Origin of the sequence: Streptomyces sparsogenes (genome assembly GCF_001704635.1) — a bacterium.
Taxonomy (GTDB): domain Bacteria; phylum Actinomycetota; class Actinomycetes; order Streptomycetales; family Streptomycetaceae; genus Streptomyces; species Streptomyces sparsogenes.
Genome location: NZ_MAXF01000016.1, coordinates 88,561 through 112,994, shown reverse-complemented (window position 1 = coordinate 112,994; position 24,434 = coordinate 88,561). Strand labels below are relative to the sequence as shown.

Genomic DNA, 24,434 nt, shown 5'->3' with positions numbered 1-24,434 from the left:
CCTCATGGGCCCGAGGGGTCCGGGGCGCGGCCCGTCAGGCGGACGCGGTCACACCAGGACGGCCGCCAGCAGCTCGGCCACGAGGGTCGAGCCGTTCAGCGTCAGCACCGACTCGGGGTGGAACTGCACCCCCGCGAAGTTCGGCCCGCGCAGCGCGTGCACCTCCCCGCTCACCGGGTCGCGGCTCACCTCCACCCCGTGCATCGCCAGCTCGGCCGCCGCCGCGTCGTCGCACCGCGCCGTGAAGGTGTTGTAGAAGCCGACGGTCTCCTCGCGCCCGAAGAAGCCGATCCGCTCCTGCGCACCCTGGAACGGCACGTCCTTCCGTACGATCTCCAGCCCCAGCTCGGCCGCCAGCAGCTCGTGCCCCAGGCACACCCCCAGCAGCCCGTGCCGGTGCCCGCGCACCAGGTCCGCCGTCAGCCCGCGCAGGAAGCGCATCTTCGGGTCGGCGGTGTCGGACGGGTCGCCCGGCCCCGGGCCGAGCACCACCGGCCCCTCGTGCGCCAGCGCCGCCTCCCGCACCCCCGGCTCGTCGTACCGCCGCACGGTCACCGTCAGCCCCGTCGTCCGCAGCAGGTGGGCCAGCATCGCCGTGAAGGTGTCCTCGCCGTCGACCACCAGGGCGTGCCCGGCCGGCCGGGTCCCGGCGTGCGCCGGGGTCCGCGGCGTGTGCATCCGCAGCCAGAACGGGGCCAGGTCGGCTCGCCGGGCGTCCAGCGCCGCCCGCACCCGGGGGTCGTCGGCCAGCCGGGGCAGCTCGGGCCCGCCGCCCCGGGCCGCCGGGGCGGGCCGCACCCCGAGGGCGGTGAGCACCCCGGCCGCCTTGGCGTGGGTCTCGGCGACCTCGCCGCGCGGGTCGGAGTGGCGCACCAGGGTCGCCCCCACCGGGACGCGCAGCGCGCCCGAGCCGTCGATGTCGGCGGTGCGGATCAGGATCGGCGAGTCCAGCGTCTGCGCGCCCCCCGCGTCCCGCCCGATGAGCGCCAGCGCCCCCGCGTAGTAGCCGCGCCCCGCCCCGTCCGGCCCGGCGGGCTCGTACCGCTCGATCACCCGGCAGGCGTTCTGCACCGGCGAGCCGGTCACCGTCGCCGCGAACATCGTCTCCCGCAGCACGTCCCGCACATCCAGCGAGGAGCGGCCGCGCAGCTCGTACTCGGTGTGCGCGAGGTGCGCCATCTCCTTGAGCCGGGGGCCGACCACCACCCCGCCCATGTCGCCGACCGTGCACATCATCTTCAGCTCCTCGTCCACGACCATGGACAGCTCCTCCACCTCCTTGCGGTCGTGCAGGAACTCCAGCAGCCCCGCCAGCCGCGCCCCGTCCCGCGGATAGCGGTACGTCCCGCTGATCGGGTTCATCACGACCGTGCCGCCGGACATCCGCACATGCACCTCGGGGCTGGCCCCGACCAGCGTCCGGCCGTCCGCCAGCCGGACCACATAGGTCCAGTACGCGCCGCGCTCCCCGGCCAGCAGCCGGCGGAACAGCGCGAGCGCGTCGGCGGCGGAGAAGCCCGGGATCTCGCCTTGGAAGGTCCGGCGGATCACGAAGTTCGCGCCCTCGCCGGCCCCGATCTCGTCCTCGACGACCCGCTCGACGATCCGCGCGTACGCGTCGTCGTCCACGTCGAAGGCCCCGCCCTCGACCCGGACGTCGTGCGCGGGCAGCGCGTCCAGCACCTCGTCCAGCGCCAGCTCGTACGCCTCCTCGGGCCGCAGCACCGCCAGCGGCGTCCCGTCGTCGCGCACCTCGAACCCCCGCTCCCGGATCTGCCGGAACGGCACCAGCGCCAGCGCGTCGTGCGCTCCCGCGCCGTTGCCCGGCGCCCCGGCCGGCAGCGGGATGTCGGTCAGCCGCTCCACCTCGGTGACCGGGCCGAGCAGCACCTCGACGGTGTCGGGCGCGTGGCCGGGCGTACGGCGGTGCAGCAGGGCGAACGGCGGGCAGTCGGCGGCGAGCAGCCGCCGCACGGTCGCGTGCGGGTCGTGGAGCGGATCACGGTGCATGGCGGTGGTTCCTTCCGGGAGGGAGGAACGACCCGCGGATACGCCGAAGGCCGCCCCTCGGGCGGCCTTCGCGGTGTCGGTGGGTACGCGCGATCAGTGGGCCGCCGGATGAGCGGTCCACCACCAGGTCATGGTCAGTCGCGCGAACATGCCCCGGACCCTACCGCACGTCCTCCGGGCGGCGTCAGTCCCCGTCGCCGCCCGTGGTGTGGTCGTCGTGGTCCGCCTGGTCGTCGTGGCCGCTCACGTCGTTCCGCCCCGGGCGCGGCGGCGGGTGTCTCATCTGGTGGGCAGGGGGCTGGACGGCGGTGGGGACCCCGTAACCTTGCTGGCGTGACCGTGAACGCTGAAACCCACACCGGTGGCCACACCTGGAAGTCTCTCCCCGCGGCGCAGCAGCCCGACTGGCCGGACCAAGCGGCTCTGCGCGAGGTGATCGCCGAGCTCGAGTCCTATCCGCCGCTCGTCTTCGCGGGCGAGTGCGACCAGCTGCGGGAGCGCCTGGGGGCCGTGGCCCGGGGTGAGGCGTTCCTGCTGCAGGGTGGCGACTGCGCCGAGGCGTTCGACGCCGTGGGCGCGGACCAGATCCGCAACAAGCTGAAGACGCTGCTGCAGATGGGCGCCGTGCTGACCTACGCCGGGGAGGTCCCGGTGGTGAAGGTCGGGCGGATCGCCGGCCAGTACAGCAAGCCGCGTTCCAAGCCGACCGAGACCCGCGACGGGGTGACCCTGCCCAGCTACCGGGGCGACTCGGTCAACGGCTTCGAGTTCACCGAGAAGGCCCGGATCCCGGACCCGCAGCGGCTCAAGCGGATGTACCAGGCCTCCGCCTCGACGCTGAACCTGGTGCGCGCCTTCACCACCGGCGGCTACGCGGACCTGCGCCAGGTGCACGCCTGGAACCAGGACTTCGTGAAGTCGTCCCCTGCCGGGCAGCGCTACGAGGCGCTGGCGCGGGAGATCGACCGGGCGCTGAACTTCATGAACGCCTGCGGGGTGGACCCGGAGGAGTTCAAGACGGTCGAGTTCTACGCCTCGCACGAGGCCCTGATCCTGGACTACGAGTCGGCGCTGACCCGTACGGACTCCCGTACGGGCGAGCTGTACGACGTGTCCGGGCACATGGTGTGGATCGGCGAGCGCACCCGCCAGCTGGACGGGGCGCACGTCGAGTTCGCCGCGCGGATCCGCAACCCCGTCGGCGTGAAGCTCGGCCCGACGACCACGCCGGAAGAGGCGCTGGCGCTGATCGAGCGGATCGACCCGGGCCGGGAGCCCGGCCGGCTCACCTTCATCACCCGGATGGGCGCGGACAAGATCCGCGACAAGCTGCCCGACCTGGTGGAGAAGGTCACGGCCTCCGGCGCCCAGGTGGCCTGGATCTGCGACCCGATGCACGGCAACACCTTCGAGGCGGCGTCCGGGCACAAGACCCGGCGCTTCGACGATGTGCTGGACGAGGTCAAGGGCTTCTTCGAGGTCCACAAGGCGCTCGGCACCCACCCGGGCGGCATCCACATGGAGCTGACCGGTGACGATGTCACCGAGTGCGTGGGCGGCGGCGACGAGATCTTCGTCGACGACCTGCACCAGCGCTACGAGACGGCCTGCGACCCGCGGCTCAACCGCAGCCAGTCGCTGGACCTGGCGTTCCTGGTCGCGGAGATGTACCGGGACCAGTGACCTGAGGGGAACGAACGGTGCCGTGGGGCGCGGATCACATCGATCCGCGCCCCTCGGCGTTGTCGGCCCCTCCGGAGGAAGGTAAGGTAAGGGTTACCTCACTGATCAACCTTGCTGATCAAGCTCACTGATCAACCCTTCGCCGACCGACCTGGAGAGCCGCGTGTACGTCTGCTCGTGCTTCGGCATCACCGAGAAGCAGGTGCGCGAGCACGCCGAGTCCGGCGCCTGCACCCCGCGCCAGATCGCCGGCGCCTGCAAGGCCGGCACGGACTGCGGCTCCTGTGTGCGGCGTATCCAGGCGCTGCTGGGGCGCGGCGCCTGCCCCCGGCGCGAGACCGAGGACACCCTCGGCCCGGCCGGTGTCCCCGTGGTCGCGCCCGTGTCCGGGCCCCGGGTGGCGGAGGCCGCGTAGCGGTCAGCTGCTCGGCTGCTCGATCTGCTGGGCGAGGTACAGCGCCTCGCCGAGTTTCTCGACCAGCGCGAGCTGGGTGTCCAGATAGTCGATGTGGTGCTCCTCGTCGGCGAGGATGTCCTCGAAGATATTCGCCGAGGTGATGTCGCCCTTGGTCCGCATGACCTCGATCCCGCGCTTGAGGCGGTCGATGGCCTCGATTTCCACCTGGCGGTCCGCCTGGAACATCTCGGTCACCGTCTGGCCCACCCGGACGTGGAACAGCCGCTGGTAATTGGGCAGCCCGTCCAGGAGAAGGATCCGATCGGTGATCGTCTCCGCGTGCTTCATCTCGTCGAACGATTCCGCCCGGGTGTATGCCGCGAGCTTCGTCCAGCCGAAGTTGTCCTGCATCTTCGAATGCAGGAAGTACTGGTTGATCGCGGTCAGCTCGCCGGTCAACTGCTCGTTGAGGAACTCGAGGACCTCGGGGTCGCCCTGCATCGAAGGGCTCCTTCCCATCAGAACGGGGACGGCCGTTTGTGCGCATGGTCGCATCGCCCGTCGGGAGCGTCCAGTAAGTGCACGCTTAGTGCGAGTTGCCCGGATAGCTGATGCCCTGGTCACGACCACCCCCCAAGGTCTGACACCATGGAGGCCATGGGTCAGTCGGAAAGCCGCGAGGGGGAACTCGGACAGCTGCCTCCGGGGCAGCGGCTGCAGCGCGGTTGGCCGGTGACGCACTACGGGCCGGTCCCCAAGTTCAAGCCCGACCGCTGGGAGTTCCGGGTCTTCGGCGCCACGGCCGACGGGGAAAAGCACGGCTGGACGCATGAGGAGTTCTCGGCGCTGCCGTACTCCACCGTCGTGGCCGATCTGCACTGCGTGACGAAATTCAGCATGCTGGGCGCGGAATGGGGCGGAGTGGCGGCGCGCCGGATCCTGGAACTCGCGCCGCCCGCTCCCGGGGTCACGCATGTGATGGTGTGGGCCGAGTACGGCTTCAGCTCGAATCTGCGGCTCTCGGATTTCGCCGCCGAGAAGACCATCTTCGCCACCCACAAGGACGGCGAGCTGCTCACCGCCGAGCACGGATTTCCGGTCCGGCTGGTCGTCCCCCACCTCTACGCCTGGAAGGGGCCCAAATGGGTCCGGGGCGTGGAGTACATGACCGCCGACCGCCGTGGCTTCTGGGAGGAGCGCGGCTATCACAACATCGGCGACCCGTGGCGCGAGCAGCGCTACTCCTACCAGGAGGAGCCGGGGGACGGCCCGGAGCTGTAGCCCGGAGGCGCGCGGGCCTCAGTGGTACTGGTGCACCACGGCGTGCCCCTTGCCGCGGCCGATCATCCACCGGTTGACGGGCGTGGTCACGGCGAAGGCGACCACGAAGGACAGCGCGAGGCTGAGCCAGAACAGCGCGTCGGACAGCGTCGCGTCCATCGCCCCCGGGAAGACCAGGATGGTGCCGTTGTCGGCCAGCTCCATCACGGCGATCGAGACGGTGTCGGCCGCGAGGGCGACCCGCAGGGCGGTGCGCGTGTCGAGCCCGGCGCGCAGGACGCCGCGCATGGTGAGCGAGTAGCCGAAGACAAAGGCGAGCACGATCGCGAGGATCATCGTCGGGACGTTGTGCCAGGCCAGCGCGGTGCCGATGGCCATCCCCAGGATCTCGCCGATGGCGCAGCCGGTGAGGCAGTGCAGCGTGGCCTGGGCGGCCATGGCCCAGCTCGCCGAGGCGTGGCCCCCGTGACCGGTGTGACCGGTGTGGCTGGTGTCGCCTGTGTGGCGTGGGTGGCCGGTGTGACCGGCGTGGCCTGCATGCCCCGACTGGCCTGGGTGGGCTGGGTGGGCTGGGTGGCCGGTGTGGTCGCCTTGGTCGGTCTGCTCGGCCGCGCCGGTGTGCTCGGGTCGGCCGGGCTGGTGGTGCTCATGTCCGGGCTGGACGTCGTGCCGCTCCATCGGATGCCTCCGGAGGTGGTGGCGCTTCTGTTGGCGTCGTTGTTGTCCTCTCGCCCAACCATATACCCCCCCGGGGTATTCCCCACCCGTCCCCGTCTCTTTTCATCACCCGCTCAGCCGTCGCGCAGCCCCTTGAGCTGGGCCACGTCCGCCGCGTGCCCCTCCTTGCCGCCCGGCGTCTCGATCACCAGCGGCACCCCCTTCGTCGCCGGATGCCGGAACAGCTCCCGGAACGGCTCGGCGCCGATGTGGCCCGAGCCGATGTTCTCGTGCCGGTCCTTGTGGGCCCCCGCGACGTCCTTGGAGTCATTGGCGTGGATCAGCCTCAGCCGGCCCTTGCCCGTGACCGACACCAGCTCGTCGAGCGTCTTCTTCACCCCGCCCGGCGCCGCCAGGTCGTGACCGGCGGCGAACACATGGCAGGTGTCCAGGCAGACGCCCAGCTTGGGATGCCGGTCCAGGGCCTCGAAGTACGGGCCGAGGTCCTCGACCCGGGAACACAGTGAGGTGCCCTGGCCCGCCGTCGGCTCCAGCAGCAGCCAGGGGTCGTCCTCGTGGGTGAGCTCGTCGAGCAGCGGCAGCATCCGCTCCCGTACCTGGGCGAGCGCCGTGGACCGCGCTCGCCCGCCGGTGGCCGAGCCGGTGTGGACGACGACGCCCAGCGCGCCGATGGCGCGGCCACGCCGCAGCGAGTGGCGCAGCGAGTCGACCGACCGCTCGGCCGTCTCGGGGGTGTGCGAGCCGAAATTGATCAGGTAGGGAGCGTGGACGTACGCCTGGATCGACTGGTCGGCGCACGCCGCGCGGAACTTCTCGTCCTGCGCCTCCACACCGCGCGGGGTCGCCCAGCCGCGCGGGTTGGCGACGAAGACCTGGACGGCCTCGGCGCCGATGTCGCGGGTGTAGGGCAGGCCGATGGTGGCCAGGCCGCCGGCCACGCGGATGTGGCCGCCGACCGGATTGCGGGCGCGGGCGCGGTTCTTGGGCGTACTCACGAGCCCAGGGTGCCAGCCCGGGCCCGGCGCCTGTGCGCCGGGCCCGGCGGTGACAGCCTTGGTGAGACAGGCCCTAGAAGACGCCCTTGACCTTGATCGTGATCGTGCTGCCCTTGGGCGCCTCGTCCCCGGCGTCCACCGACTGATCGGTGACCTTGTCCCCGGGGAACAGCAGCGGCTTGTCCAGCTTCACCTCGAAGCCCGCCGCCTCCAGGGCCTGCGTGGCGTCGTCCACGGACTCGCCCTCGACGTCCGGCACCTCGATCATCTCCGGGCCCTTGGACAGGGTCAGCGTCACGGTGTCGCCCTTGGCGGCCTTCTCGTCCGGGGATTGCGCGGCCACCGAGCCCTTGTCCTCGTCGGAGAAGACCCGCTGCTTCGCGATCTTCACCTTGAATCCCGCCTCGGTCAGCTCGGACCGGGCGTCGTCCTCGGACTCGCCGACCACGTCGGGGATGTCGATCTCAGGACCCCTGCTGACCACGATCCCCACCGGGGCGTCCGGCCGGCGAACGGTGCCGGCCGCCGGGTCGGTCCTGAGCACCGAGCCCTGCGGTGTCTCGTTGCTGAACTCCCTGGTCACCTTGGACACGGACAGGTTCGCGTCCGCGATCTGCTGCTTCGCCTTGTTGAACGGCATGCCCACGACATTGGGCACCTCCGCGCGCTGCGGCCCGCGCGAGACGTGGAGGGTCACCGTGCCGGTGTCGCGGATGCGCTCACCGACGTCCGGGTCGGTGGAGATCACCTTGCCCTTGTCCACCACATCGCTGAACTCCGAGACGACCTTCACATCGAAGCCGGAGTCCTCCAGCTTCTTCCTGGCCTTCGCCTCCGGCAGGTCCAGCACGGCGGGCACCTTGGAGAACTGGCCGGAATTGATGTACCAGACGCCCACCCCGATGCCGAGTGCGAGCAGCACCCCGACGACGATCGTCACGATCCCGCGGCGCGGCAGCCGGCCCTGGCCGGCGGGCCGCCCGGGGCGTGCCGCCTCCGGCGGCTCCGCAGGCAGCTCCAGCCGGCTGGTGAGTTCGAGCCGCTCCTCGTCGGCGGGCACCGGCCCGGCCGCCGCCCCGACCGGGCGCGGGATCACGCTCGTACGGTCCTCGGAGCTGTCGTGCGCCTCCGCCGTGGCCTGCGGGGGCACGGCGTCGAGCTGCTCCTCGGTCAGCGCGGCGCGCGCCGTCCGCGCGAGCCCGAGCAGCTCCACCGCGTCGGCCGGACGCCGCCCGACCTCGCGCGCGGTGGCCGCGGCGACCAGGCCGTCCAGCTCCGGGGCGACCTGCGGCGCGAGCGCGGACGGCGGGGGCACGTCCTCGTTCAGCCGCTGGTAGAGCACCTGTGCCGGGGTGGTGCCGGTGTGTGGCTTGGACCCGGTCAGCATCTCGTAGAGCACCACGCCGCAGGCGTAGACGTCGGCGCGGGTGTCGGCCGTGCCGTGCTCGATCTGCTCGGGCGCCAGGTAGGAGACGGTGCCCAGCACGCTGCCGGTGGAGACGCTGGTGTTGGTGTCCACGGCCCGCACCAGGCCGAAGTCGGCGACCTTCACCCGGCCGTCGTCGCCGATCAGCACGTTCTCCGGCTTCATGTCCCGGTGGACGAACCCCGCGAGGTGCGCCGCCCCGAGCGCGGCCAGCACCGGCTCCAGGATGTCCAGCGCGGCCCGCGGTTGCAGCGCCCCCCGCTCGCGCAGTACGTCGCGCAGCGTGCACCCGGCGACGTACTCCATCGCGAGGTAGACGTGGGAGCCGTCGGTCCCCTGGTCGAAGACGCCCACCACATTGGGGTGGGCGAGTCTGGCCACGGACTTGGCCTCACGGATGAAGCGCTCGACGAAGGCGTCGTCGGTGGCGAGCGACTGATGCATCACCTTGAGGGCCAGCACGCGGTCGAGCCGCGTGTCGACGGCCCGGTAGACCGTCGCCATGCCGCCCACGGCGATGCGCGCCTCGACGCGGTAGCGGCCGTCGAGCAGCTGCCCGACCAGGGGGTCATGCAGGGTCGTATCCACGAGAGTGCAGTCTACGAGCCGCCACGACACGCCAGGTCACCCGCGCCGCCCGCGCGCGGGACTGGTGCCGAACGGTGACACCGGCGCCGGCCCGGCGCGCGGACGGCGCCCGGTTCGCCCCCGTTCCGCCTTGTCACGCGCGGGAGTTGCGCGGTGTCCCGCGCCCTGGTGCTGTCGCGCCGCTCAGTTGTGCGACGCCGCGGCCAGCGCGGCGAGCTCCTCGAGCGCGGTGGCCCAGGTCGCGGCAGCGTACTCCGCGTGCTTGGCCTTCGCCTCGTCGGGGAGCGACAGTTCCCGGATGCCGCTCTCGGTCACGCGCAGCCGCGTGCCGCCGCCCTCGGCCGAGAGCACGAACTCCACCAGCGTCGAGTGGCCCGAGCCCGAGCCCGGACCCGGACCCGGGGCCAGGGGGTGGTCAGGCTCCTGGGCGAGGCGGAAGCGGAACAGGGCGTCCGGCACCGCCTTCTCCACCCGGCCGTGGAACTCGCCCTTCTCGTCCCAGCGGAAGCGGAGCGTCCCGCCGGGCCGCGGGTCGATCTCGCACCCCTCGAACGCGTACCAGACGCGGACGTGCTCCGGGGTCGTCAGCACCCGCCACACGCGGTCCACGGGCGCCGGGACGTACACCTCGCGCTCGATCCGGTCGGCCACCATGCCCCCACGCTACCGCCGCCCGCCCTACCCGAAGGCCGGGCGCTCCGGGTCCAGCGCGGCGAGGCCCTCCGCGGGTGAGGAGGCGTGGGCGAAACGGCGGCGCGGGATGCGGCCGGCGCGGTGGGCCAGCCGGCCGGCCGCGACCGCGTGGCGCATGGCCTCGGCCATCAGGACCGGCTCCTGGGCGCGGGTGACGGCCGACGCGAGCATGACCGCGGCGCAGCCCAGCTCCATGGCGAGGGAGGCGTCCGAGGCGGTGCCCGCCCCCGCGTCCAGGATCACCGGGACGGTGGCCCGCTCGACGATCAGCTCGAAGTTGTGCGGGTTGCGGATCCCCAGGCCGGAGCCGATGGGGGAGCCCAGCGGCATGATCGCGGCACACCCCACCTCCTCCAGCCTGCGGGCCAGCACCGGGTCGTCGTTGGTGTACGGCAGGACGGTGAAGCCGTCGTCGACCAGCGTCTCGGCGGCGTCCAGCAGCTCGACCGGGTCGGGCAGCAGGGTGCGCTCGTCGGCCACCACCTCCAGCTTGACCCAGTCGGTGCCGAGCGCCTCCCGCGCGAGCCGGGCGGTCAGCACCGCCTCGCCGGCCGTGAAGCACCCGGCGGTGTTGGGCAGCACCCGGATGCCGTGCCGGTCGAGCACCGACAGGACCGAGCCCTGCACGGTCGGGTCCAGGCGGCGCATCGCGACGGTGGTGAGCTGGGTGCCGGAGGCCAGCAGCGAGCGCTCCAGCACCTCCAGGCTGGGCGCGCCGCCGGTGCCCATGATCAGGCGGGAGGAGAACGCGGTGCCCGCGATGGTGAGCGGGTCCGGGCCGGGGTCGGCCGCCGGGGACGGCGCCGTGGCGTAGGGCGGGGCGTACGGCGTCTCGTGCGTCGTGTCGCGCATGGTGTCGGCCATCCGGGGGTCAGCCTCCCTGGACCGCGGTGAGGACCTCGACCCGGTCCCCGTCGCCGAGCGCCGTGGCGGGCCACTGGCCGCGCGGGACGACCTGTTCGTTGACGGCCGCCGCGACGCCGGAGGGCGCCCGGGTCAGCTCCGCGACCAGCGCGTCGAGCGTGGTCCCGCCGGGGAGCTCACGGGGCTCGCCGTTCAGGGAGACGGTCAGGGAGCCGGTGCCGGGGTTGGGGGCGGGGCTGGGGTCGGTGCTGGGGGTGCTCATACGGGCTGCTCCTGCGGTACGGGGGTGGCGGGCGGGACGTCGGTCCGGGTGGCCGGGAAGCGCCGCGGCGAGAACGGCCGGGCCTCCTCGGGGAGCTCACCGCTCGTCAGCACCTCGGCCATGACATCGCCCGTGACGGGGGTGAGGAGGACGCCGTTGCGGTAGTGGCCGGTGGCCATGAGCAGGCCGGGCAGCGCGCTCGGCCCCAGCAGCGGCGCGTTGTCGGGGGAGCCGGGGCGCAGCCCGGCGCGGGTCTCGACGAGCGGCAGCTCGGTGATGCCGGGCACCAGCTCATGGGCGTCGCGCAGCAGTTCGTAGACGCCGCCGGCGGTGACCGTGGTGTCCCAGCCGAGCTCCTCCGAGGTCGCGCCGACGACCAGCTCGCCGCTCTCGCGCGGCACCAGATAGACGTGCCCGCCGCGCACCTGGGCCCGTACCGTCCGGGACAGGAACGGCGCGTACGCGGGCGGCACCCGCAGCCGCAGCACCTGGCCCTTGACGGGGCGCACGGGCGGCAGCGCCTCCGGGGGGACGCCGGCGAGCCGTCCGCTGAGGCTGCCCGCGGCCAGGACGGTCCGCCCGGCCGTCAGCCGGGTGCCGTCGGCGAGTTCGACGCCGGTCGCGCGGTCCGCGGTGCGCGTGAGCCGCTCCGCGCGGGCGCGGTGGAAGACGACGCCCGCGCGCTCGCACGCCGTGAGCAGCGCCGCCGTCAGCCGCCGCGGATCGACCTGGTGGTCCCCGTCCACGCGCAGGCCCCCGCGTACGCCCGGCGCGAGCATCGGCTCCAGGCGCCGGCACTCGCGCCCCGTCAGCCAGTGCGACTCCAGCCCGAGCCGCCGCTGGAAGTCGTGGAGCTCGCGCAGCTGGGCGCGGTCGTCGGGGTCGAACGCCACGGCGAGCGTGCCGCAGGCGCGGTAGCCGACGTCCTGGCCGCTTGCCTCCTCCAGCTCGGCCACGAACTCCGGATAGCGGCGCGCGGAGGCGAGGTTGAGGGCGAGCAGCGTCTGCTCCCCGTAGTGGAGCTCGGTGACGGCCGCGAGCATCCCCGCCGCGACCTCGGCCGCGCCGCCGCCGGGCGCCGGATCGGCGACCGCGGTGCGCAGCCCCCGCCGGGCCGCCCGCCAGGCCGTGACCAGGCCGATGACCCCGCCTCCGACGACCAGCGCGTCGTACGGCCCGCCGGGCTCTCCCGAGGTGTGCGATGCGTGCATGGGCGTGACGCCCCTCCCTTCGCCGGCATGACCCGGATCAGGTTCGTACGGTCGGAGGCCGCTCCAGCCTCCCTCTCAGCCCGGTGCGTCCGGGCTCCCGCGAGTGCTTCGTCCCGCCACCCTAGTACGAGCCCGGAACCGCCCGGAAGACCAGCCCCCCGCCCGCTGTGCCGGAGATCTCGTCCGTCGTTCCACCGGTCGGCCCCGCGCGCCGCCCTACAGTGATCGTGTGAGCGATGAGACGACGAAGCCGGCGTCCCCGGGGGGCGGCGGACAGCAGGTGGTGATCGTCGGCGCGGGAATGGCAGGGGTCCAGACCGCCGTCGCGCTGCGCGAGCAGGGCTGGACCGGGGGTGTCCTGCTGCTCGGCGCCGAGGCCCACCAGCCCTACGACCGGCCCCCGCTGTCCAAGGCCGTGCTGCTCGGCAAGGCCGACGGCTCCGCCTTCGACGTGGACTTCGCCGCGCTCGGCGTCGAGCTGCGGCTCGGCGTGTCCGTCACGGGCCTGGACACCGGGGCGCGGCGGCTGGAGACCTCGTCGGGCCCGGTGCCGTACGACGTCCTGGTGATCGCCACCGGCGCCGAGCCGATCACCCTGCCCGGCGCGGAGGGCGTGCCCGGCGTGCACCTGCTGCGCACGCTCGACGACGCCGAGCGGCTGCGCCCGGTGCTCGCCGGGCAGCGCGAGGTCGTGGTGGTCGGGGCGGGCTGGATCGGCGCGGAGTTCGCCACGGCGGCGCGCGAGGCGGGCTGCGCCGTGACCGTCGTGGAGGCCGCCGACCGCCCCCTGGCGGGCGCCCTCCCGGCCGAGGTCGCCGCCCCCATGGCGGGCTGGTACGCCGACTACGGCGTCGAGCTGGTCACCGGGGCCCGGGTGGCCGCCGTGGACGAGGAGGGCCTGCTGCTCGGCGACGGCACCCGGCTGCGGGCCGAGGCGGTGGTCGTCGGCATCGGCGCGCGGCCCGCCACGGGCTGGCTGGCCGGCTCGGGCGTGGAACTGGCCGCGGACGGGTCCATCGCCGCCGACGAACGGCTGCGCGCCTCGGCGCCGGACGTCTACGCCGTCGGGGACTGCGCCTCGTTCCCCTCCGCCCGCTACGGCGAGCGGCTGCTGGTCCACCACTGGGACAACGCGCTCCAGGGGCCGCGCACCGTCGCCGCCAATGTGGTCGGCAGCCGGACCGCGCATTTCACCGGTTCGGTCTATGACCCGGTGCCGTATTTCTGGTCCGAGCAGTTCGGCCGCTTCGTGCAGTACGCGGGCCACCACGCCGCCGCCGACGAACTGGTCTGGCGCGGCGACCCGGAGGGCGCGGCCTGGTCGGTGTGCTGGCTGCGCGAGGGGGCGCTGGTCGCCCTGCTGGCGGTCGGCCGTCCGCGCGATCTGGCCCAGGGCCGCAAACTGATCGAACAGGGCGCCCGGCTGGACCGCGCCCGCGCCGCGGACCCCTCGGTGCCGCTGAAGTCGGCGGTCCTGTGACCCACCGCGCGGACCGGCGGGCGGCGGCCGGGCGCCCCGCCGTCCGCCGCCCGACTACCCACTGTCAGTCCCAGATGGCAGGCTTGTCCCGTGACCGAGATTGACGCAAAGATCGATGCTCTCGTCCCCGCCTGGCTCACCCTCCCCGATGTCGCCGAACGGCTCGGTGTCGAGGTGACGCGCGTGCGGCAGCTGGTCAAGGAGGGTCAGCTGATCGCGGTGCGCCGTGGCGAGAACAGGGTGCTCCAGGTGCCCGCCGAGTTCATCGGTGACGGAAAGGTCGTCAAGGGCCTGGTGGGCACCCTGACGCTGCTGAAGGACGACGGCTTCAGCGACGAGGAGATGCTGGAGTGGCTCTTCACCCCGGACCCGAGCCTGCCCGGCACCCCGGCTCAGGCCCTGCGTGAGAATCGCGGCACCGAGGTGAAGCGCCGCGCGCAGGCGCTGGCGGTCTGAGCCATCCGATCCGTCCGCACCATCCGATCCATCCCATCCGTCTGATCCGTCCGCACCACACCGCGGCGTACGGGCCGGCCGCTCCGGTCCGTACGCCGCCGACCCGGCGTCTGCGTGCCGCCGCCCTCGCCGCCCCGTCCCGCCACCGCCGTCCCGCCACCGCCGACCCAGGGGGAAAGCCGTCCCAATGGCCGCCACCACCGCCCGCGAGCAGCTCGCCGACGCCCGGCTCTACCTGTGCACCGACGCCCGCCGGCGCCAGGGCGATCTGCCGGAGTTCCTGGACGCCGTGCTGGGCTCCGGGGTGGACATCGTCCAGCTGCGCGACAAGGGCATGGAGGCCCGCGAGGAGCTGGACCACCTCGCGGTCCTCGCCGACGCCTGCCGCCGCCACGGCAAGCTGCTGGCGGTCAACGACCGGGCGGACGTCGCCCACGCCATCGGCTCCGACGTGCTGCACCTCGGCCAGGGCGACCTCCCCGTCCCGGCCGCGCGCGCGATCCTCGGCGCCGATGTGCTGATCGGCCGGTCCACCCACGCGCCGGCCGAGGCGGAGGCCGCGGCCGCCGAGCCGGGCGTCGACTACTTCTGCACCGGGCCCTGCTGGCCCACACCCACCAAGCCGGGGCGGCCCGCGCCCGGCCTGTCGCTCGTGCGGCACACCGCCGCGCTGAGGACCGCGCGGCCCTGGTTCGCCATCGGCGGGATCGACGCCGCCAACCTGGACGAGGTGCTGGAGGCCGGCGCGCGGCGGATCGTCGTGGTCCGGGCCGTCACCGAGGCCGACGACCCCGGCGCGGCCGCCGCCGAGCTGGCCAAGCGGGTGCGCGCGCACGCCCTGTGAGCCCCCGCGGCCACGCCCCGGCGGAGCCGTGCCGACCCGCTCTTTTCCCGCGATGTGTCCGCAGTACGGACCAACGCCCGGCGAAAGGGGCATAACGCCTCGGCCCGCTGGGCGTGCGCCCCACCGCTGGCTAACCTTCCCGTATGGCCCTTGGCACAGCCTCCACCAGGACAGATCGCGCCCACACCGTGCGGGATCTCCTCGCGTCCGGCGAGCAGTCGTATTCCTTCGAGTTCTTCGCCCCGAAGACGGAGAAGGGAGAACAGACTCTGTGGAACGCCATCCGCCGGCTCGAAGCAGTCTCCCCGACCTTCGTCTCCGTGACCTACGGCGCGGGCGGCTCCTCCCGTGAGGGGACCGTGCGCGTGACCGAGCGCATCGCGACCGACACCACCCTCACCCCGGTCGCCCACCTCACCGCCGTCAACCACTCCCGCGCCGAGCTGCGCAACATCATCGGGCAGTACGCGGGCGCCGGGATCCGCAACATGCTGGCGCTGCGCGGCGACCCGCCCGGCGACCCCATGGGGGAGTGGGTCCGCCACCCCGACGGCGTCACCTACGCCGCCGAACTGGTCGAGCTGATCAAGGAGTCCGGAGACTTCTGCGTCGGCGTCGCGGCCTTCCCCGAGATGCACCCGCGCTCGACGGACTGGGACGCCGACATCCGTCACTTCGTGGACAAGTGCCGCGCCGGCGCCGACTTCGCGATCACCCAGATGTTCTTCTACGCCGAGGACTATCTGCGGCTCCGCGACCGGGTCGCCGCCGCGGGCTGTACGACGCCGATCATCCCTGAGATCATGCCCGTCACGAACGTGCGGCAGATCGAGCGGTTCGCGCAGTTGAGCAACGCCGCCTTCCCTCCGGACCTCGCGGAGCGGATCCTGGCGGTCAAGGACGACGCGGCGGCTGTACGCTCGATCGGGATCGACTACGCCACCCAGTTGTGCGCGCGGTTGATGGCCGAGGAGATCCCCGGACTGCACTTCATTACGCTGAACCACTCCCCGGCGACGCTGGAGATCTACGAGAATCTGGGACTGCATCAGCGGTCCTGATGACGGCAGCCGACGGGCGGCCGCACGAGAGGGGCGGGCATGGGCTGGACGGTCCTCTACATCGCGTTCGGCATCGTCGCGCTGTGGCTGCTGGGCGAGGTGCTGCTGCAGTACAAGGCACGGTTGCGCTGGCGGCTCCTCGCCTTCACCGGCTTCCTCGGAGTGGTGGTCGGCGTGATCATCCCGTCGGTGTGGGTGATCGGTGCGGGCGCGATCGCCTTCGCGGTCGGCCAGACCTACGTCACGCTGTCCTTCCGGCGCGGCTTCGCCGCCGGGTGGGCGCTGCGCGGCGTACCGGGCCTCAGCCGCGGGGAGCGCGAGAGCGCGCCGCCCCCGCCGGACGCCGAGCCGACGCTCGAGGTCTCCGACCTCGAGGCGGTCCCGGTGTCGCAGCAGGAGCCGACCGCGTACCAGCCGGAGCCGCTGCCCGACGACACGGGTGAGTACGGCGTCTACGGCGACTCCGCCGCGCACGGCGCGCAGGCCGGGCAGGCCGCGCAGACGGCCGGGGCCGGCGGGACGGGGGGTTACGGAGGCTACGAGACCTACGGCGGCTACGGCACCCCCGAAGGCCATCACGACAGCCACGCCGGGAGCCCTGCCTACGGCACGGGCCAGGACCACGGCCAGGACGCCTACGCGGACGCCGGCCAGTACGGATACGGCACCGACGGCTACGGCGGCTACGGCGACCCGTACGGCGGCTCCCCGCAGCCCGGGTACGAGCCGCAACAGGCGGGCTACGACCAGCAGTACGCGCATCAGCAGTACGCCGGGCAGTACGCCTCCTACGGCCACGACCAGTACGGCACGGGCGGCCTCGGCGACCACTACGCGGCGGAGCCCTCCTACGGCGGTCAGCAGCAGTACGCCCCCGAGGCGAGCATGGAGCCCGGCGGACCGTGGGTCCCCCAGCAGCGCGACGGCGACGACCTCCCGCACGACCAGCCGCCGTACCCCTACCAGCAGCAGGACTACAACGGCGGCTACGACGAGCGGTACCGCTACTGACGCCTGACGCCTGCCGGTCCCACCGGGCGGCGCGGGGTCTGTCCCCCCGCCCCGCCCCTTCCCCCGGCCGGGGCAAGCCCCCGGCCCCGGGGCGCGCGGCGGGCGCCCCGCGTGGCCTCGCGGGACGGGTGGGTCCCGTACGCCCCGGCCGCGCCGGGGCCGGGCGGGCCTGCGGCCGGACGGGGCGGAGCCGGCCCGGGCGGCGAGCCGCGCCGCCGGGGACGCCCGGCGGGCGTCCGGGAGCGGGCCTCGCTTCCCGTCACTGGGAGCCGCGCCAGTCCGCCCCGTCGACGATCAGCCCGGCCACCATCGCGCCCGACATCCCCGCATGGGCGAGCCCGCCGCCCGGATGCGCCCAGCCGCCCGCCAGATACAGCCCCGGCAGGCGCGTGAGATTCGCCGGACGCAGAAAGCGCCCGTCCGCGCCGGCCAGGGCGGGGCCGGGCACGGCGCCGCCCGGGGCGGCGGTGTCCGCGGCGGTGTCGGCGGGGGTGCGCACCTCCCGCCACAGCAGCCGGTCGCGCAGCCCCGGTATCGCCGCCTCGGCGGCCGCCACGAGCCGCTCCGCGTCCTGCTCGGCGGCCGGACCGTCGATCCAGTCCACCGGGCCGTGCGGGGCGACGGTGGCGGTGAGCGTGACGGCCTCGTGGTCCTCGTCGGGGCGGGTCGTGGGGTCGTCCGGGCGCAGCACGGTCACCGTCGGGCGGGGGCACGGCTCGCGCGTCCCGCGGCTGTCGCCGGCCTTGCCGAAGACGGCCGCCAGCTCGGCTTCGCGGTCCGGGGTGTGGACCACGGTGCGGTGGGCGGCGTCCCGGGGGCGGGCACCGCGCAGCGCGAGGAAGACCGTGAGCCGCCCCGCCCCGCCGCCGGCGCCGGCTCCGGTCGCGGGGTCGCCGGCGGGCCGCACATCGCCGTCGCGCCAGGGCTCGGCGCCGCCCAGCAGCGCGGGCAGCAGCGCCGGGGCGACGCCGGCCACCACCGCGTCAGCCTCCGCCACGGAGCCGTCCGCCAGCTCCACGCCCGCCGCGCGCCCGTCCTTCTCCAGGATGCCGACGACCTCGGCCCCGAAGGAGAACCGCACCTTCCGCGCCCGGCAGCGCCCGTACAGCGCGTCGGCCAGCGCCCGCATCCCGCCGCGCGCGTACCAGGTGCCGAAGGTCTGCTCCAGATACGGCAGCACCGCGGCGCCGGCCGGGGCGGTGCGCGGATCGAGGCTGTGCGCGAGCGCGTGGCTCTCCAGCAGGGCGGCGGCCCTGGGGTCCTTCAGCTCACGGCGCGCCACATCGGCGAGCGTGGCCGGCCGCCCGCCGTCCCGGCGGAGCCAGCCGGAGATCCCGCGGCGGGCGGGCGCCGGATAGGGGTCGCGGCCCAGGGCCCGCCAGTCCGCGCGCAGCGGCTCCTCGAGCAGCGGTCTGCGGGTGGCGTCCCAGGCCTCGCGGGCCCGGTTGACCAGATCGCTCCAGCGCTCGCCCGCGCCCGCGCCGAAGGCGTCGTCCAGCGCCCGGACCACCCCGGCCCGCGAGGCGTTGGGCAGCGGGACGTCCGTGCCGTCGGCGAAGAGGTGCCGGCTCGCGGGGTCGACCTGGGTCAGCTCGACGCACTGCTCCAGGGTCTCCTTGCCGGTCTTCACGAACAGATCGCGGTAGACGGCGGGCAGGTGGAGCAGCCCGGGGCCGGTGTCGAAGGCGAACCCGTCCCGCTCGAAGCGCCCGACCCCGCCGCCGTGGGTCCGCCCGCGCTCGTACACCGCCACCTGGTGGCCCGCGACGGCCAGCCGGGCGGCGGCCGCCATGGCGCCCATCCCGGCGCCGATCACCGCAATCCGTGCCATGACCGCGACTTTATCCGCCGCCACCGACAGCGGACACCGTGGCCTGGGGAGAAGCGCCCAGGGCTTGAGTACGCGTACCTAGTCGGACAGATGAGTAATCGCGCGGATGGGTCATGACCTGCGCGGAAGGAAGAGTGGTGGGCGCGGAAGGGGCGCGGCGCCGGACCGCCGACACGGGGCGGCGGAACGGCGTGGCGACCCGGACGCATCGGGGGATTCTCCCGGGGGGAGGCGCTGTTCCGGCGCGGATCGATCGGGGTTCGAACCGCACCAGAACAGCGCCTTTTTGCCGCTCTGGCCGGGCTCAGCCCGGGGCGCCGATGCCTCTGGCCGGGCCCTTGGGCGAAGCGCCGCCCACGCGCCCCTGCAGCAGCCGGGACAGCGCGGCGTGCACGTCGTCCAGCGACCGCTCCGGCTGGTACGACTGCCAGTCCAGCGCCGCCACCAGGACCATTCCGAAGAGCGCCGAGGCGGTCAGCGGGATGTCGATGTCCTCGCTCAGCTCCCCGGCGGCCACGCCCTCCCGCAGCACCGACTCGATCACCGCTATGGCCTGCCGGCGCACCACCATCAGCGTGGACTGCCAGGCGCGGTTGGTGCGCCACAGCTCGGCGACGTACAGCTGGGTCAGCGACGGGTAGCGCGCGATGAACCCCAGGCCCGCGCGGACCATGGCGTCCAGCGCGTCGACGGGGCCGCCGCCGCGCTCGGCCGTCTCGTCGGCGGCGCTCTGCAGCGAGGCGGTCAGCAGCTCGATGCCGTGCCGCAGCAGCTCCTCGAAGAGCATGGTCTTGCTCGCGAAGTTGTAGTACACCGTGCCCTTGGCCACCCCGGCCCGCTCGGCGATCTCGTCGACGGTGGTGGAGGAGAACCCCTGCTCCGCGATGAGGGTGACCGCTGCCTCGAAGAGCTTCTGCCGGGTGGCCTGGCGACGCGTGCTGCTGCTGTCCATGGCGCTGATTGTGCCCGCTGCCGAAGTGGTCTCGCTCACAGGTCCGTTCCCTCCGCGATCACAGGCTCAGCTCCGGGTGCAGCCGTTTGACCGACCAGACCTGCCCCCGCCGGGCGGACCAGGCGGTGAGGGCGAGGGTCGCCGCGGTGAACCCGAGCAGCACCCCGCAGGCCAGCCACACCGGGCCGAGCCCGCCGCCCGTGATGAGCCGGCGCAGCGCGTCCACGACGTAACTCATCGGCAGGAAGGGGTGAAGGGCGTTGAAGAACCGGGGGCTGGTCTGCACCGGATAGGTGCCGCCCGCCGAGGTCAGCTGGAGCATCAGCAGGGCCAGCACCAGGATCCGGCCGGCCGGTCCGAAGCGGGCGCTCAGCCACTGCACGATCGCCGCGAAGCAGGCGGCCACCAGGAACAGGAAGCCGATCGTCCCCGCGGCCCGGGCCATCCGCAGCCCCACCGCCCAGTGCAGCACGGCCATCAGCGCCGCCGTCTGCAGCACGCCGATCGCCACGACCGGCAGCCAGCCCGCCAGCGCCACCCGCCAGGAGGAGGCGCCCGCGGCCAGGGCGCGCCGGTTGAGCGGCGGGATCAGCATGTAGGCGACCATCGCGCCGACCCAGAGGGAGAGCGGGATGAAGTACGGGGCGAAGCCGGTGCCGTAGTTGGGCGCCTGGTGCAGGTCCCGGCTGGCGAGCTGGACGGGGTCGGCCATCACCTCCGTACGCGCGTCCCGGTCCTTCTTGTCGTAGTCGGGGATCTTCGCGGCGCCGTCGTGCAGGCCGCCGGAGAGCTTGCCGGAGCCGTCGGAGAGCTTGATCAGCCCGCCGCTGAGCGAGCCGGCGCCGTCGCGGAGCGTGCCGAGGCCGGTGTCCAGGGTGGACGCGCCGCCCTTGGCGGTCGTGAGCCCGGTGTGGAGGCGGTCGGCCCCCTTGGCGACCTTGTGCGCGCCCGAGTTGAGGGCGTTGATCTTGGCGACGGCGTTGTCGAGGTCGTCGCCGAGGTGCGGGGCGTTGTCGGCGAGCCATTGTGACTTGTCGTGCAGGTCGTCCAGGTGGTTCCCGAGCGTGGTGAGTTCGGCGGTGTGGTCCTGGATGAGGTCGTCGACGTCCTCGGCCACGTCGGCGGCGGTGTCGGCCGCGCCGACCGCCTTCTTCAACGCCGGGCAGTCGGGGGCGAGTTCCACCGCGCCCTCGCAGCGCGTCCTGTAGTCGGCGGCCAGCTCGTCGGAGGCCGCGCGGGCCTTGGTGGCGGCGTCGGCGGCCTGGGTGGGGAGGTCGCCGAGGCTGTCCGAGGCCTTCTTGGAGGCGTCGGCGACCCGCTGGGCGACCCTGCCGATCTCCTCGCCGTTCTGCTTGAGGAACGGACCCACCTTGCCCGCCACGCTGTTGACCTTGTCCGAGAGGGCCTGCGTGCCGTCGGCGACCTTGCCCGCGCCCGTCTCCAGGGTGCCCGCACCCCGGTTGAGCGTGGTCAGCCCGCTCTTGAGCGAATGCGCGCCCTTCTTGGCCCGGCCCAGGCCCTTGGCGAGGTCGTTCGCGCCTTTCTCGGCCTTCCCGATGCCCTCGTCGAGCTTGTCGGCGCCCTTGGCGGCCTTCTCCGTCTCGCCGTGGATGTCGGAGAACGACACGTAGATCTTGTCGTAGAAGGTGCGGGACGCCTTGGTGGAGGCGGCGGAGCGGACCTCGGAGAAGACCGTGCGGGAGATCTGGCCGACGATGTAGTTGTTGGCGTCGTTGGTGCGCACCTGGAGGGCGCCGGTCTCGGGCGAGTCGCCGGAGCTGGAGGCCACCCGCTCGCTGAAGTCCGCGGGTATGGTCAGCGACAGGTAGTACCTGCCGTCCTCCACCCCCCGGCGGGCCTCGGCGGCGCTGGTGCGGTGCCAGTCGAAGGTGTCACTGCGCAGCAGGTTGCGGGTGATCTCGTCCCCCGCGTGGATCTTCTCCCCCTTGACGGTGGCGCCGGTGTCGGCGTTGACGAGCGCGACCGGGAGCTTGTCGAGGCGTCCGTACGGATCCCAGAACGACCACAGGTACAGCGCGCCGTAGAGCAGCGGCAGCAGGACCAGGGCGGCGAGCGCCGCCCGGGGGAGCCGGCCCCTGCCGAACCGCCTCAGCTCAAGCGCGGCCAGTTTCGACGAGCGCATCCGCCGCCCCCTCTTTCCCGTCCTTGTCCCCGGCGTTCTCGGTGTCCCCGGCGTTCGCGTCCTCGGGCGCGGTGGAGACCACGACCGCGCCGTCCGGGGCCTGGCCGCACACCGCCAGGACCGTGTGGCCCGCCTCCGCGAGGCCTCGCAGCAGCGCCCAGGCCTGCTCGCGCTCGGCGTCCGAGAGCTTCAGGTCGATGTCGTCGACCGCCAGCAGCCGGGGCCGGGAGACCAGCGCGAGCGCCACCGACAGCCGCAGCGCCTCCAGCCGCTCCAGGTCCCGTACGGCCGTGCGCGGGCCCTTGGGCAGCGTCTCCAGGTCCAGCCCGGCGTCGCCGAGCGCCGCCTCGATCCGGGCCCGGGACTCGGCCGCGCGCTCCCGCCGGGGCCGCAGCAGCCCGCGCGGGGAGTCGGCGAACCGGCGTTGCAGCAGCGCGCGCTCGCGCAGGTGCTCGCCGACCGTGAGCGCGGGCTCCAGGTCGGTGACGCCCGGCACATGGGCGAGGGCGCTGATTCGCCGTATGGCCGCCATTTGTCGGGGCACACGGAGACCTGCGACCTCGGCGCGGCCTTCCGTGGGCCGCATCCGGCCGGTGAGCGTGAGCAGCAGACAGGTACGGCCGGAACCCGACGGTCCGGCCACGGCGATCAGCGAGCCCGGGTCGGCGGCGACGGCGACATCGCGGAACGCCCAGCCGTGCGGGCCCTGGACGCCCAGCCCCTCGGCCGTGACGGCCGCTCCGGTCGGGGTGCTCTCCACGAGAACCCACTCCCTTGATTGAACTGACTGGTCAGTGCAAAAACGAGTATGACGCATTGTCGGGCCCGCTCGCCAACCGGGTGCCGCCGGTCTCGCCGCCCGGATGCCGCCGGTCTTGCCTGCCGGGTACTGACGGTCTCGGCCGTCGGGCGCCGTTGGAGGCGTTCGCGCAGGTCAGGGCCGATTGTCAGTGGTGTGCCCCACGATGGACCCATACGGCGGTCGCTCTACCACACGATCGGCCGCCACGCGACGACAGGAGGTTCGTCATGGCCAGTACCGCCGCAGCGCGCCGGCACCGTGCCGCCGCCCCTGCCCCTTCGTTGACCGGCCCCGCGAGCGATGTCCACCCCGTCCTGCGCCGCGCGGCCGCCCCGCCCGCCGCGCTCGACCTGCTCGCCCAGGCCCACCACGGCCTCGAGGAGGCCGCCGGTCTCGAGACCGCCAACGAGCGCTTCGCTACCGCCCATCTGGCCGCCCTGCGCACGGCGGCCGCCGTGCTCGCCGTGCGCGGCCGCCCCGAGCCCACCGCGCGCCGCCGCGCGCGGATCCGCAGCGCCTGGGAGGTGCTGCCCGAGGTCGCCCCCGAACTGACCGAGTGGAGCGCCCTGTTCGCCGCCGGCGCCGACCGCCGGGCCCGCGCCGAGGCGGGCATACCGGGCGCGGCCACCTGCCGGGACGCGGACGACCTGCAGCGCGCCGCCGCGACGTTCCTGCGCCTGGTCGAGCGGATGCTGGCCCTCCAGCCCGCCCTGCCCGAGCGGCAGCCTCAGCAGAGGCAATAGGCTGGGAGCGCCGACGTCAGTAACTCGTCGTCACCGCCGCAGGCGGTGGCGGCACCCCGCCGAGGAGCCACCCGCCGTGTCAGACCCGCTGCGCCCCCGTGCGTCCCTCCGTACCGCCGTGGTGTGGGAGGTCCTCAAAGACGCCCTGGACCGCCGGGTCAAGGCGGTGGGCCAGGCTCCCGCGCAGGGCGCGGGCGAGGGCGCGCCCGGTGTGCTCGACGTGCTCGACACCGGAGGCGGCAGCGGCAACTTCGCCGTGCCGGTCGCCCGCCTCGGCCACCGGGTCACCGTGGTCGATCCGAGCCCCAACGCGCTGTTCGCGCTGGAGCGGCGGGCCGCCGAGGCCGGGGTCGCCGACCGGGTCCGCGGCATCCAGGGGGACGCCCACGGCCTGTTCGACGTGGCCGAGCGCGGCGGTTACGACGTGGTGCTGTGCCATGGCGTGCTGGAGTACGTCGACGACCCCGCCGAGGGCCTGAGGAACGCGGTGGCGGCCCTGCGCCCGGCCGGCACCCTCAGCGTGCTCGCCGCGGGCCTCGGCGGCGCGGTGCTCGCCAGGGCACTGGCCGGTCACTTTACCGAGGCCCGGCAAGCGCTTGCCGATCCGGCGGGCCGCTGGGGCGCCGGCGACCCGGTGCCCCGCCGCTTCACCTCCGAGCAGCTGACCGCACTGGTCGAGGCGGCGGGCCTGGAGGTCGGCGCGGTGCACGGGGTGCGGGTCTTCGCCGACCTGGTCCCGGGCGTGCTGGTCGACACCGAGCCCGACGCGCTGGAGGCCCTGCTTCAGCTGGAGGCGGCCGCCGCCGAGCTGCCCGCCTTCCACGCCGTCGCCACCCAGCTGCATGTGCTGGCGGAGCGCGACTGACCGCTACCCGCCCCTCACCTGCGTGACCGCGGGACGGGCGGGGTGGATGGAGTAGGCCCCAGGCCCCCCGATCGGCCGCTTGTCCCCGTATGATCGGGGTAACCGTCCGGCATGGCGGATGGGCGGGAGGGGAATGCAGGTCTCAGCGTCAACAAACG

At 73.8% G+C, this 24,434-nt stretch carries 24 protein-coding genes and 1 riboswitch; of the genes, 10 read left to right on the top strand and 14 right to left on the bottom strand.

Annotation, left to right across the window (positions count from 1 at the left end; genetic code table 11):
- Window positions 1-48 precede the first annotated feature (48 nt).
- On the bottom strand, window positions 49-2,010 hold the full coding sequence (locus tag BBH68_RS02625; protein ID WP_065958586.1) for an anthranilate synthase family protein: 1,962 nt from the start codon (window positions 2,008-2,010) through the stop codon (window positions 49-51).
- A 93-nt stretch (window positions 2,011-2,103) separates the two neighbouring features.
- Complete coding sequence (locus BBH68_RS44410; protein WP_106516695.1) at window positions 2,104-2,160, bottom strand: trp operon leader peptide; 57 nt, start codon at window positions 2,158-2,160, stop codon at window positions 2,104-2,106.
- A 183-nt stretch (window positions 2,161-2,343) separates the two neighbouring features.
- Here BBH68_RS44410 and BBH68_RS02615 point away from each other — a divergent pair, with 183 nt between their 5' ends.
- Both BBH68_RS02615 and BBH68_RS02610 read left to right on the top strand, forming a co-directional pair.
- Window positions 2,344-3,693: a class II 3-deoxy-7-phosphoheptulonate synthase gene (locus BBH68_RS02615; RefSeq protein WP_065958584.1), complete on the top strand. Its 1,350-nt coding sequence runs from the start codon at window positions 2,344-2,346 to the stop codon at window positions 3,691-3,693.
- A gap of 163 nt (window positions 3,694-3,856) precedes the next feature.
- Window positions 3,857-4,108 carry a (2Fe-2S)-binding protein gene (locus BBH68_RS02610; protein WP_065958583.1) on the top strand — a complete coding sequence of 84 codons (252 nt, stop codon included), beginning with the start codon at window positions 3,857-3,859 and terminating at the stop codon, window positions 4,106-4,108.
- Between the two features lie 3 nt (window positions 4,109-4,111).
- Here BBH68_RS02610 and bfr read toward each other — a convergent pair whose 3' ends face one another.
- Window positions 4,112-4,591, bottom strand: coding sequence for a bacterioferritin (gene bfr / locus BBH68_RS02605; RefSeq protein ID WP_065958582.1), 480 nt, complete (start codon window positions 4,589-4,591; stop codon window positions 4,112-4,114).
- Between the two features lie 147 nt (window positions 4,592-4,738).
- Here bfr and BBH68_RS02600 point away from each other — a divergent pair, with 147 nt between their 5' ends.
- Window positions 4,739-5,371 (top strand): sulfite oxidase-like oxidoreductase, encoded by a 633-nt coding sequence (locus BBH68_RS02600; RefSeq protein WP_065958581.1) that lies wholly within the window; start codon window positions 4,739-4,741, stop codon window positions 5,369-5,371.
- Between the two features lie 18 nt (window positions 5,372-5,389).
- Here BBH68_RS02600 and BBH68_RS02595 read toward each other — a convergent pair whose 3' ends face one another.
- The 7 genes from BBH68_RS02595 to thiO all read right to left on the bottom strand — a co-directional run bounded on the left by BBH68_RS02595 (window position 5,390) and on the right by thiO (window position 12,088).
- Window positions 5,390-6,049, bottom strand: a complete 660-nt coding sequence (locus tag BBH68_RS02595; protein WP_245737858.1) for a DUF4396 domain-containing protein — start codon at window positions 6,047-6,049, stop codon at window positions 5,390-5,392.
- 113 nt (window positions 6,050-6,162) lie between these two features.
- On the bottom strand, window positions 6,163-7,044 hold the full coding sequence (locus BBH68_RS02590; RefSeq protein ID WP_065958580.1) for a deoxyribonuclease IV: 882 nt from the start codon (window positions 7,042-7,044) through the stop codon (window positions 6,163-6,165).
- 73 nt (window positions 7,045-7,117) lie between these two features.
- Window positions 7,118-9,058, bottom strand: coding sequence for a Stk1 family PASTA domain-containing Ser/Thr kinase (pknB, locus tag BBH68_RS02585; protein ID WP_065958579.1), 1,941 nt, complete (start codon window positions 9,056-9,058; stop codon window positions 7,118-7,120).
- A gap of 183 nt (window positions 9,059-9,241) precedes the next feature.
- Window positions 9,242-9,712: an SRPBCC domain-containing protein gene (locus BBH68_RS02580; RefSeq protein WP_065958578.1), complete on the bottom strand. Its 471-nt coding sequence runs from the start codon at window positions 9,710-9,712 to the stop codon at window positions 9,242-9,244.
- Between the two features lie 24 nt (window positions 9,713-9,736).
- A complete protein-coding gene (locus BBH68_RS02575; protein ID WP_079150757.1) occupies window positions 9,737-10,603 on the bottom strand; it encodes a thiazole synthase in 867 nt (288 codons plus the stop codon).
- 19 nt (window positions 10,604-10,622) lie between these two features.
- Entirely contained in the window at window positions 10,623-10,877 is a 255-nt protein-coding gene (gene thiS / locus BBH68_RS02570) for a sulfur carrier protein ThiS (RefSeq protein ID WP_174588974.1), read from the bottom strand.
- Entirely contained in the window at window positions 10,874-12,088 is a 1,215-nt protein-coding gene (gene thiO / locus BBH68_RS02565) for a glycine oxidase ThiO (RefSeq protein ID WP_065958577.1), read from the bottom strand. Before thiO ends, thiS begins: the two co-directional genes overlap by 4 nt.
- Window positions 12,085-12,199, bottom strand: a riboswitch (TPP riboswitch). It overlaps the preceding gene by 4 nt.
- 118 nt (window positions 12,200-12,317) lie before the next feature.
- On the opposite strand from thiO, the gene BBH68_RS02560 reads away from it, so the two are divergent.
- The 5 genes from BBH68_RS02560 to BBH68_RS02540 all read left to right on the top strand — a co-directional run bounded on the left by BBH68_RS02560 (window position 12,318) and on the right by BBH68_RS02540 (window position 16,940).
- On the top strand, window positions 12,318-13,568 hold the full coding sequence (locus BBH68_RS02560; protein WP_076971046.1) for an NAD(P)/FAD-dependent oxidoreductase: 1,251 nt from the start codon (window positions 12,318-12,320) through the stop codon (window positions 13,566-13,568).
- A 90-nt stretch (window positions 13,569-13,658) separates the two neighbouring features.
- Window positions 13,659-14,024, top strand: a complete 366-nt coding sequence (locus tag BBH68_RS02555; protein WP_065958576.1) for an Rv2175c family DNA-binding protein — start codon at window positions 13,659-13,661, stop codon at window positions 14,022-14,024.
- 187 nt (window positions 14,025-14,211) lie between these two features.
- Complete coding sequence (gene thiE / locus BBH68_RS02550; protein WP_065958575.1) at window positions 14,212-14,868, top strand: thiamine phosphate synthase; 657 nt, start codon at window positions 14,212-14,214, stop codon at window positions 14,866-14,868.
- Window positions 14,869-15,011: 143 nt separating this feature from the next.
- Complete coding sequence (gene metF / locus BBH68_RS02545) at window positions 15,012-15,929, top strand: methylenetetrahydrofolate reductase [NAD(P)H] (RefSeq protein WP_065958574.1); 918 nt, start codon at window positions 15,012-15,014, stop codon at window positions 15,927-15,929.
- Window positions 15,930-15,968: 39 nt separating this feature from the next.
- The gene (locus tag BBH68_RS02540; protein WP_065958573.1) at window positions 15,969-16,940 is read left to right on the top strand and encodes a hypothetical protein; all 972 of its coding nucleotides are present in this window, start codon (window positions 15,969-15,971) and stop codon (window positions 16,938-16,940) included.
- Between the two features lie 259 nt (window positions 16,941-17,199).
- Here the strand turns inward: BBH68_RS02540 and BBH68_RS02535 are convergent, their stop codons facing one another.
- From BBH68_RS02535 to BBH68_RS02520, 4 genes are all read right to left on the bottom strand, one after another.
- Complete coding sequence (locus tag BBH68_RS02535; protein ID WP_079150751.1) at window positions 17,200-18,771, bottom strand: phytoene desaturase family protein; 1,572 nt, start codon at window positions 18,769-18,771, stop codon at window positions 17,200-17,202.
- A gap of 304 nt (window positions 18,772-19,075) precedes the next feature.
- Complete coding sequence (locus BBH68_RS02530) at window positions 19,076-19,723, bottom strand: TetR/AcrR family transcriptional regulator (protein ID WP_065958571.1); 648 nt, start codon at window positions 19,721-19,723, stop codon at window positions 19,076-19,078.
- A gap of 58 nt (window positions 19,724-19,781) precedes the next feature.
- Window positions 19,782-21,866 carry a YhgE/Pip domain-containing protein gene (locus tag BBH68_RS02525; protein WP_065958570.1) on the bottom strand — a complete coding sequence of 695 codons (2,085 nt, stop codon included), beginning with the start codon at window positions 21,864-21,866 and terminating at the stop codon, window positions 19,782-19,784.
- On the bottom strand, window positions 21,838-22,626 hold the full coding sequence (locus tag BBH68_RS02520) for an ATP-binding cassette domain-containing protein (protein WP_245737857.1): 789 nt from the start codon (window positions 22,624-22,626) through the stop codon (window positions 21,838-21,840). The genes BBH68_RS02525 and BBH68_RS02520 overlap by 29 nt, the downstream gene beginning before the upstream one ends.
- A gap of 269 nt (window positions 22,627-22,895) precedes the next feature.
- On the opposite strand from BBH68_RS02520, the gene BBH68_RS02515 reads away from it, so the two are divergent.
- Both BBH68_RS02515 and BBH68_RS02510 read left to right on the top strand, forming a co-directional pair.
- Window positions 22,896-23,411 (top strand): SAV_6107 family HEPN domain-containing protein, encoded by a 516-nt coding sequence (locus BBH68_RS02515; RefSeq protein ID WP_065958568.1) that lies wholly within the window; start codon window positions 22,896-22,898, stop codon window positions 23,409-23,411.
- 76 nt (window positions 23,412-23,487) lie between these two features.
- Window positions 23,488-24,276, top strand: a complete 789-nt coding sequence (locus BBH68_RS02510) for a methyltransferase (RefSeq protein WP_065958567.1) — start codon at window positions 23,488-23,490, stop codon at window positions 24,274-24,276.
- The last annotated feature ends 158 nt before the right edge of the window (window positions 24,277-24,434 follow it).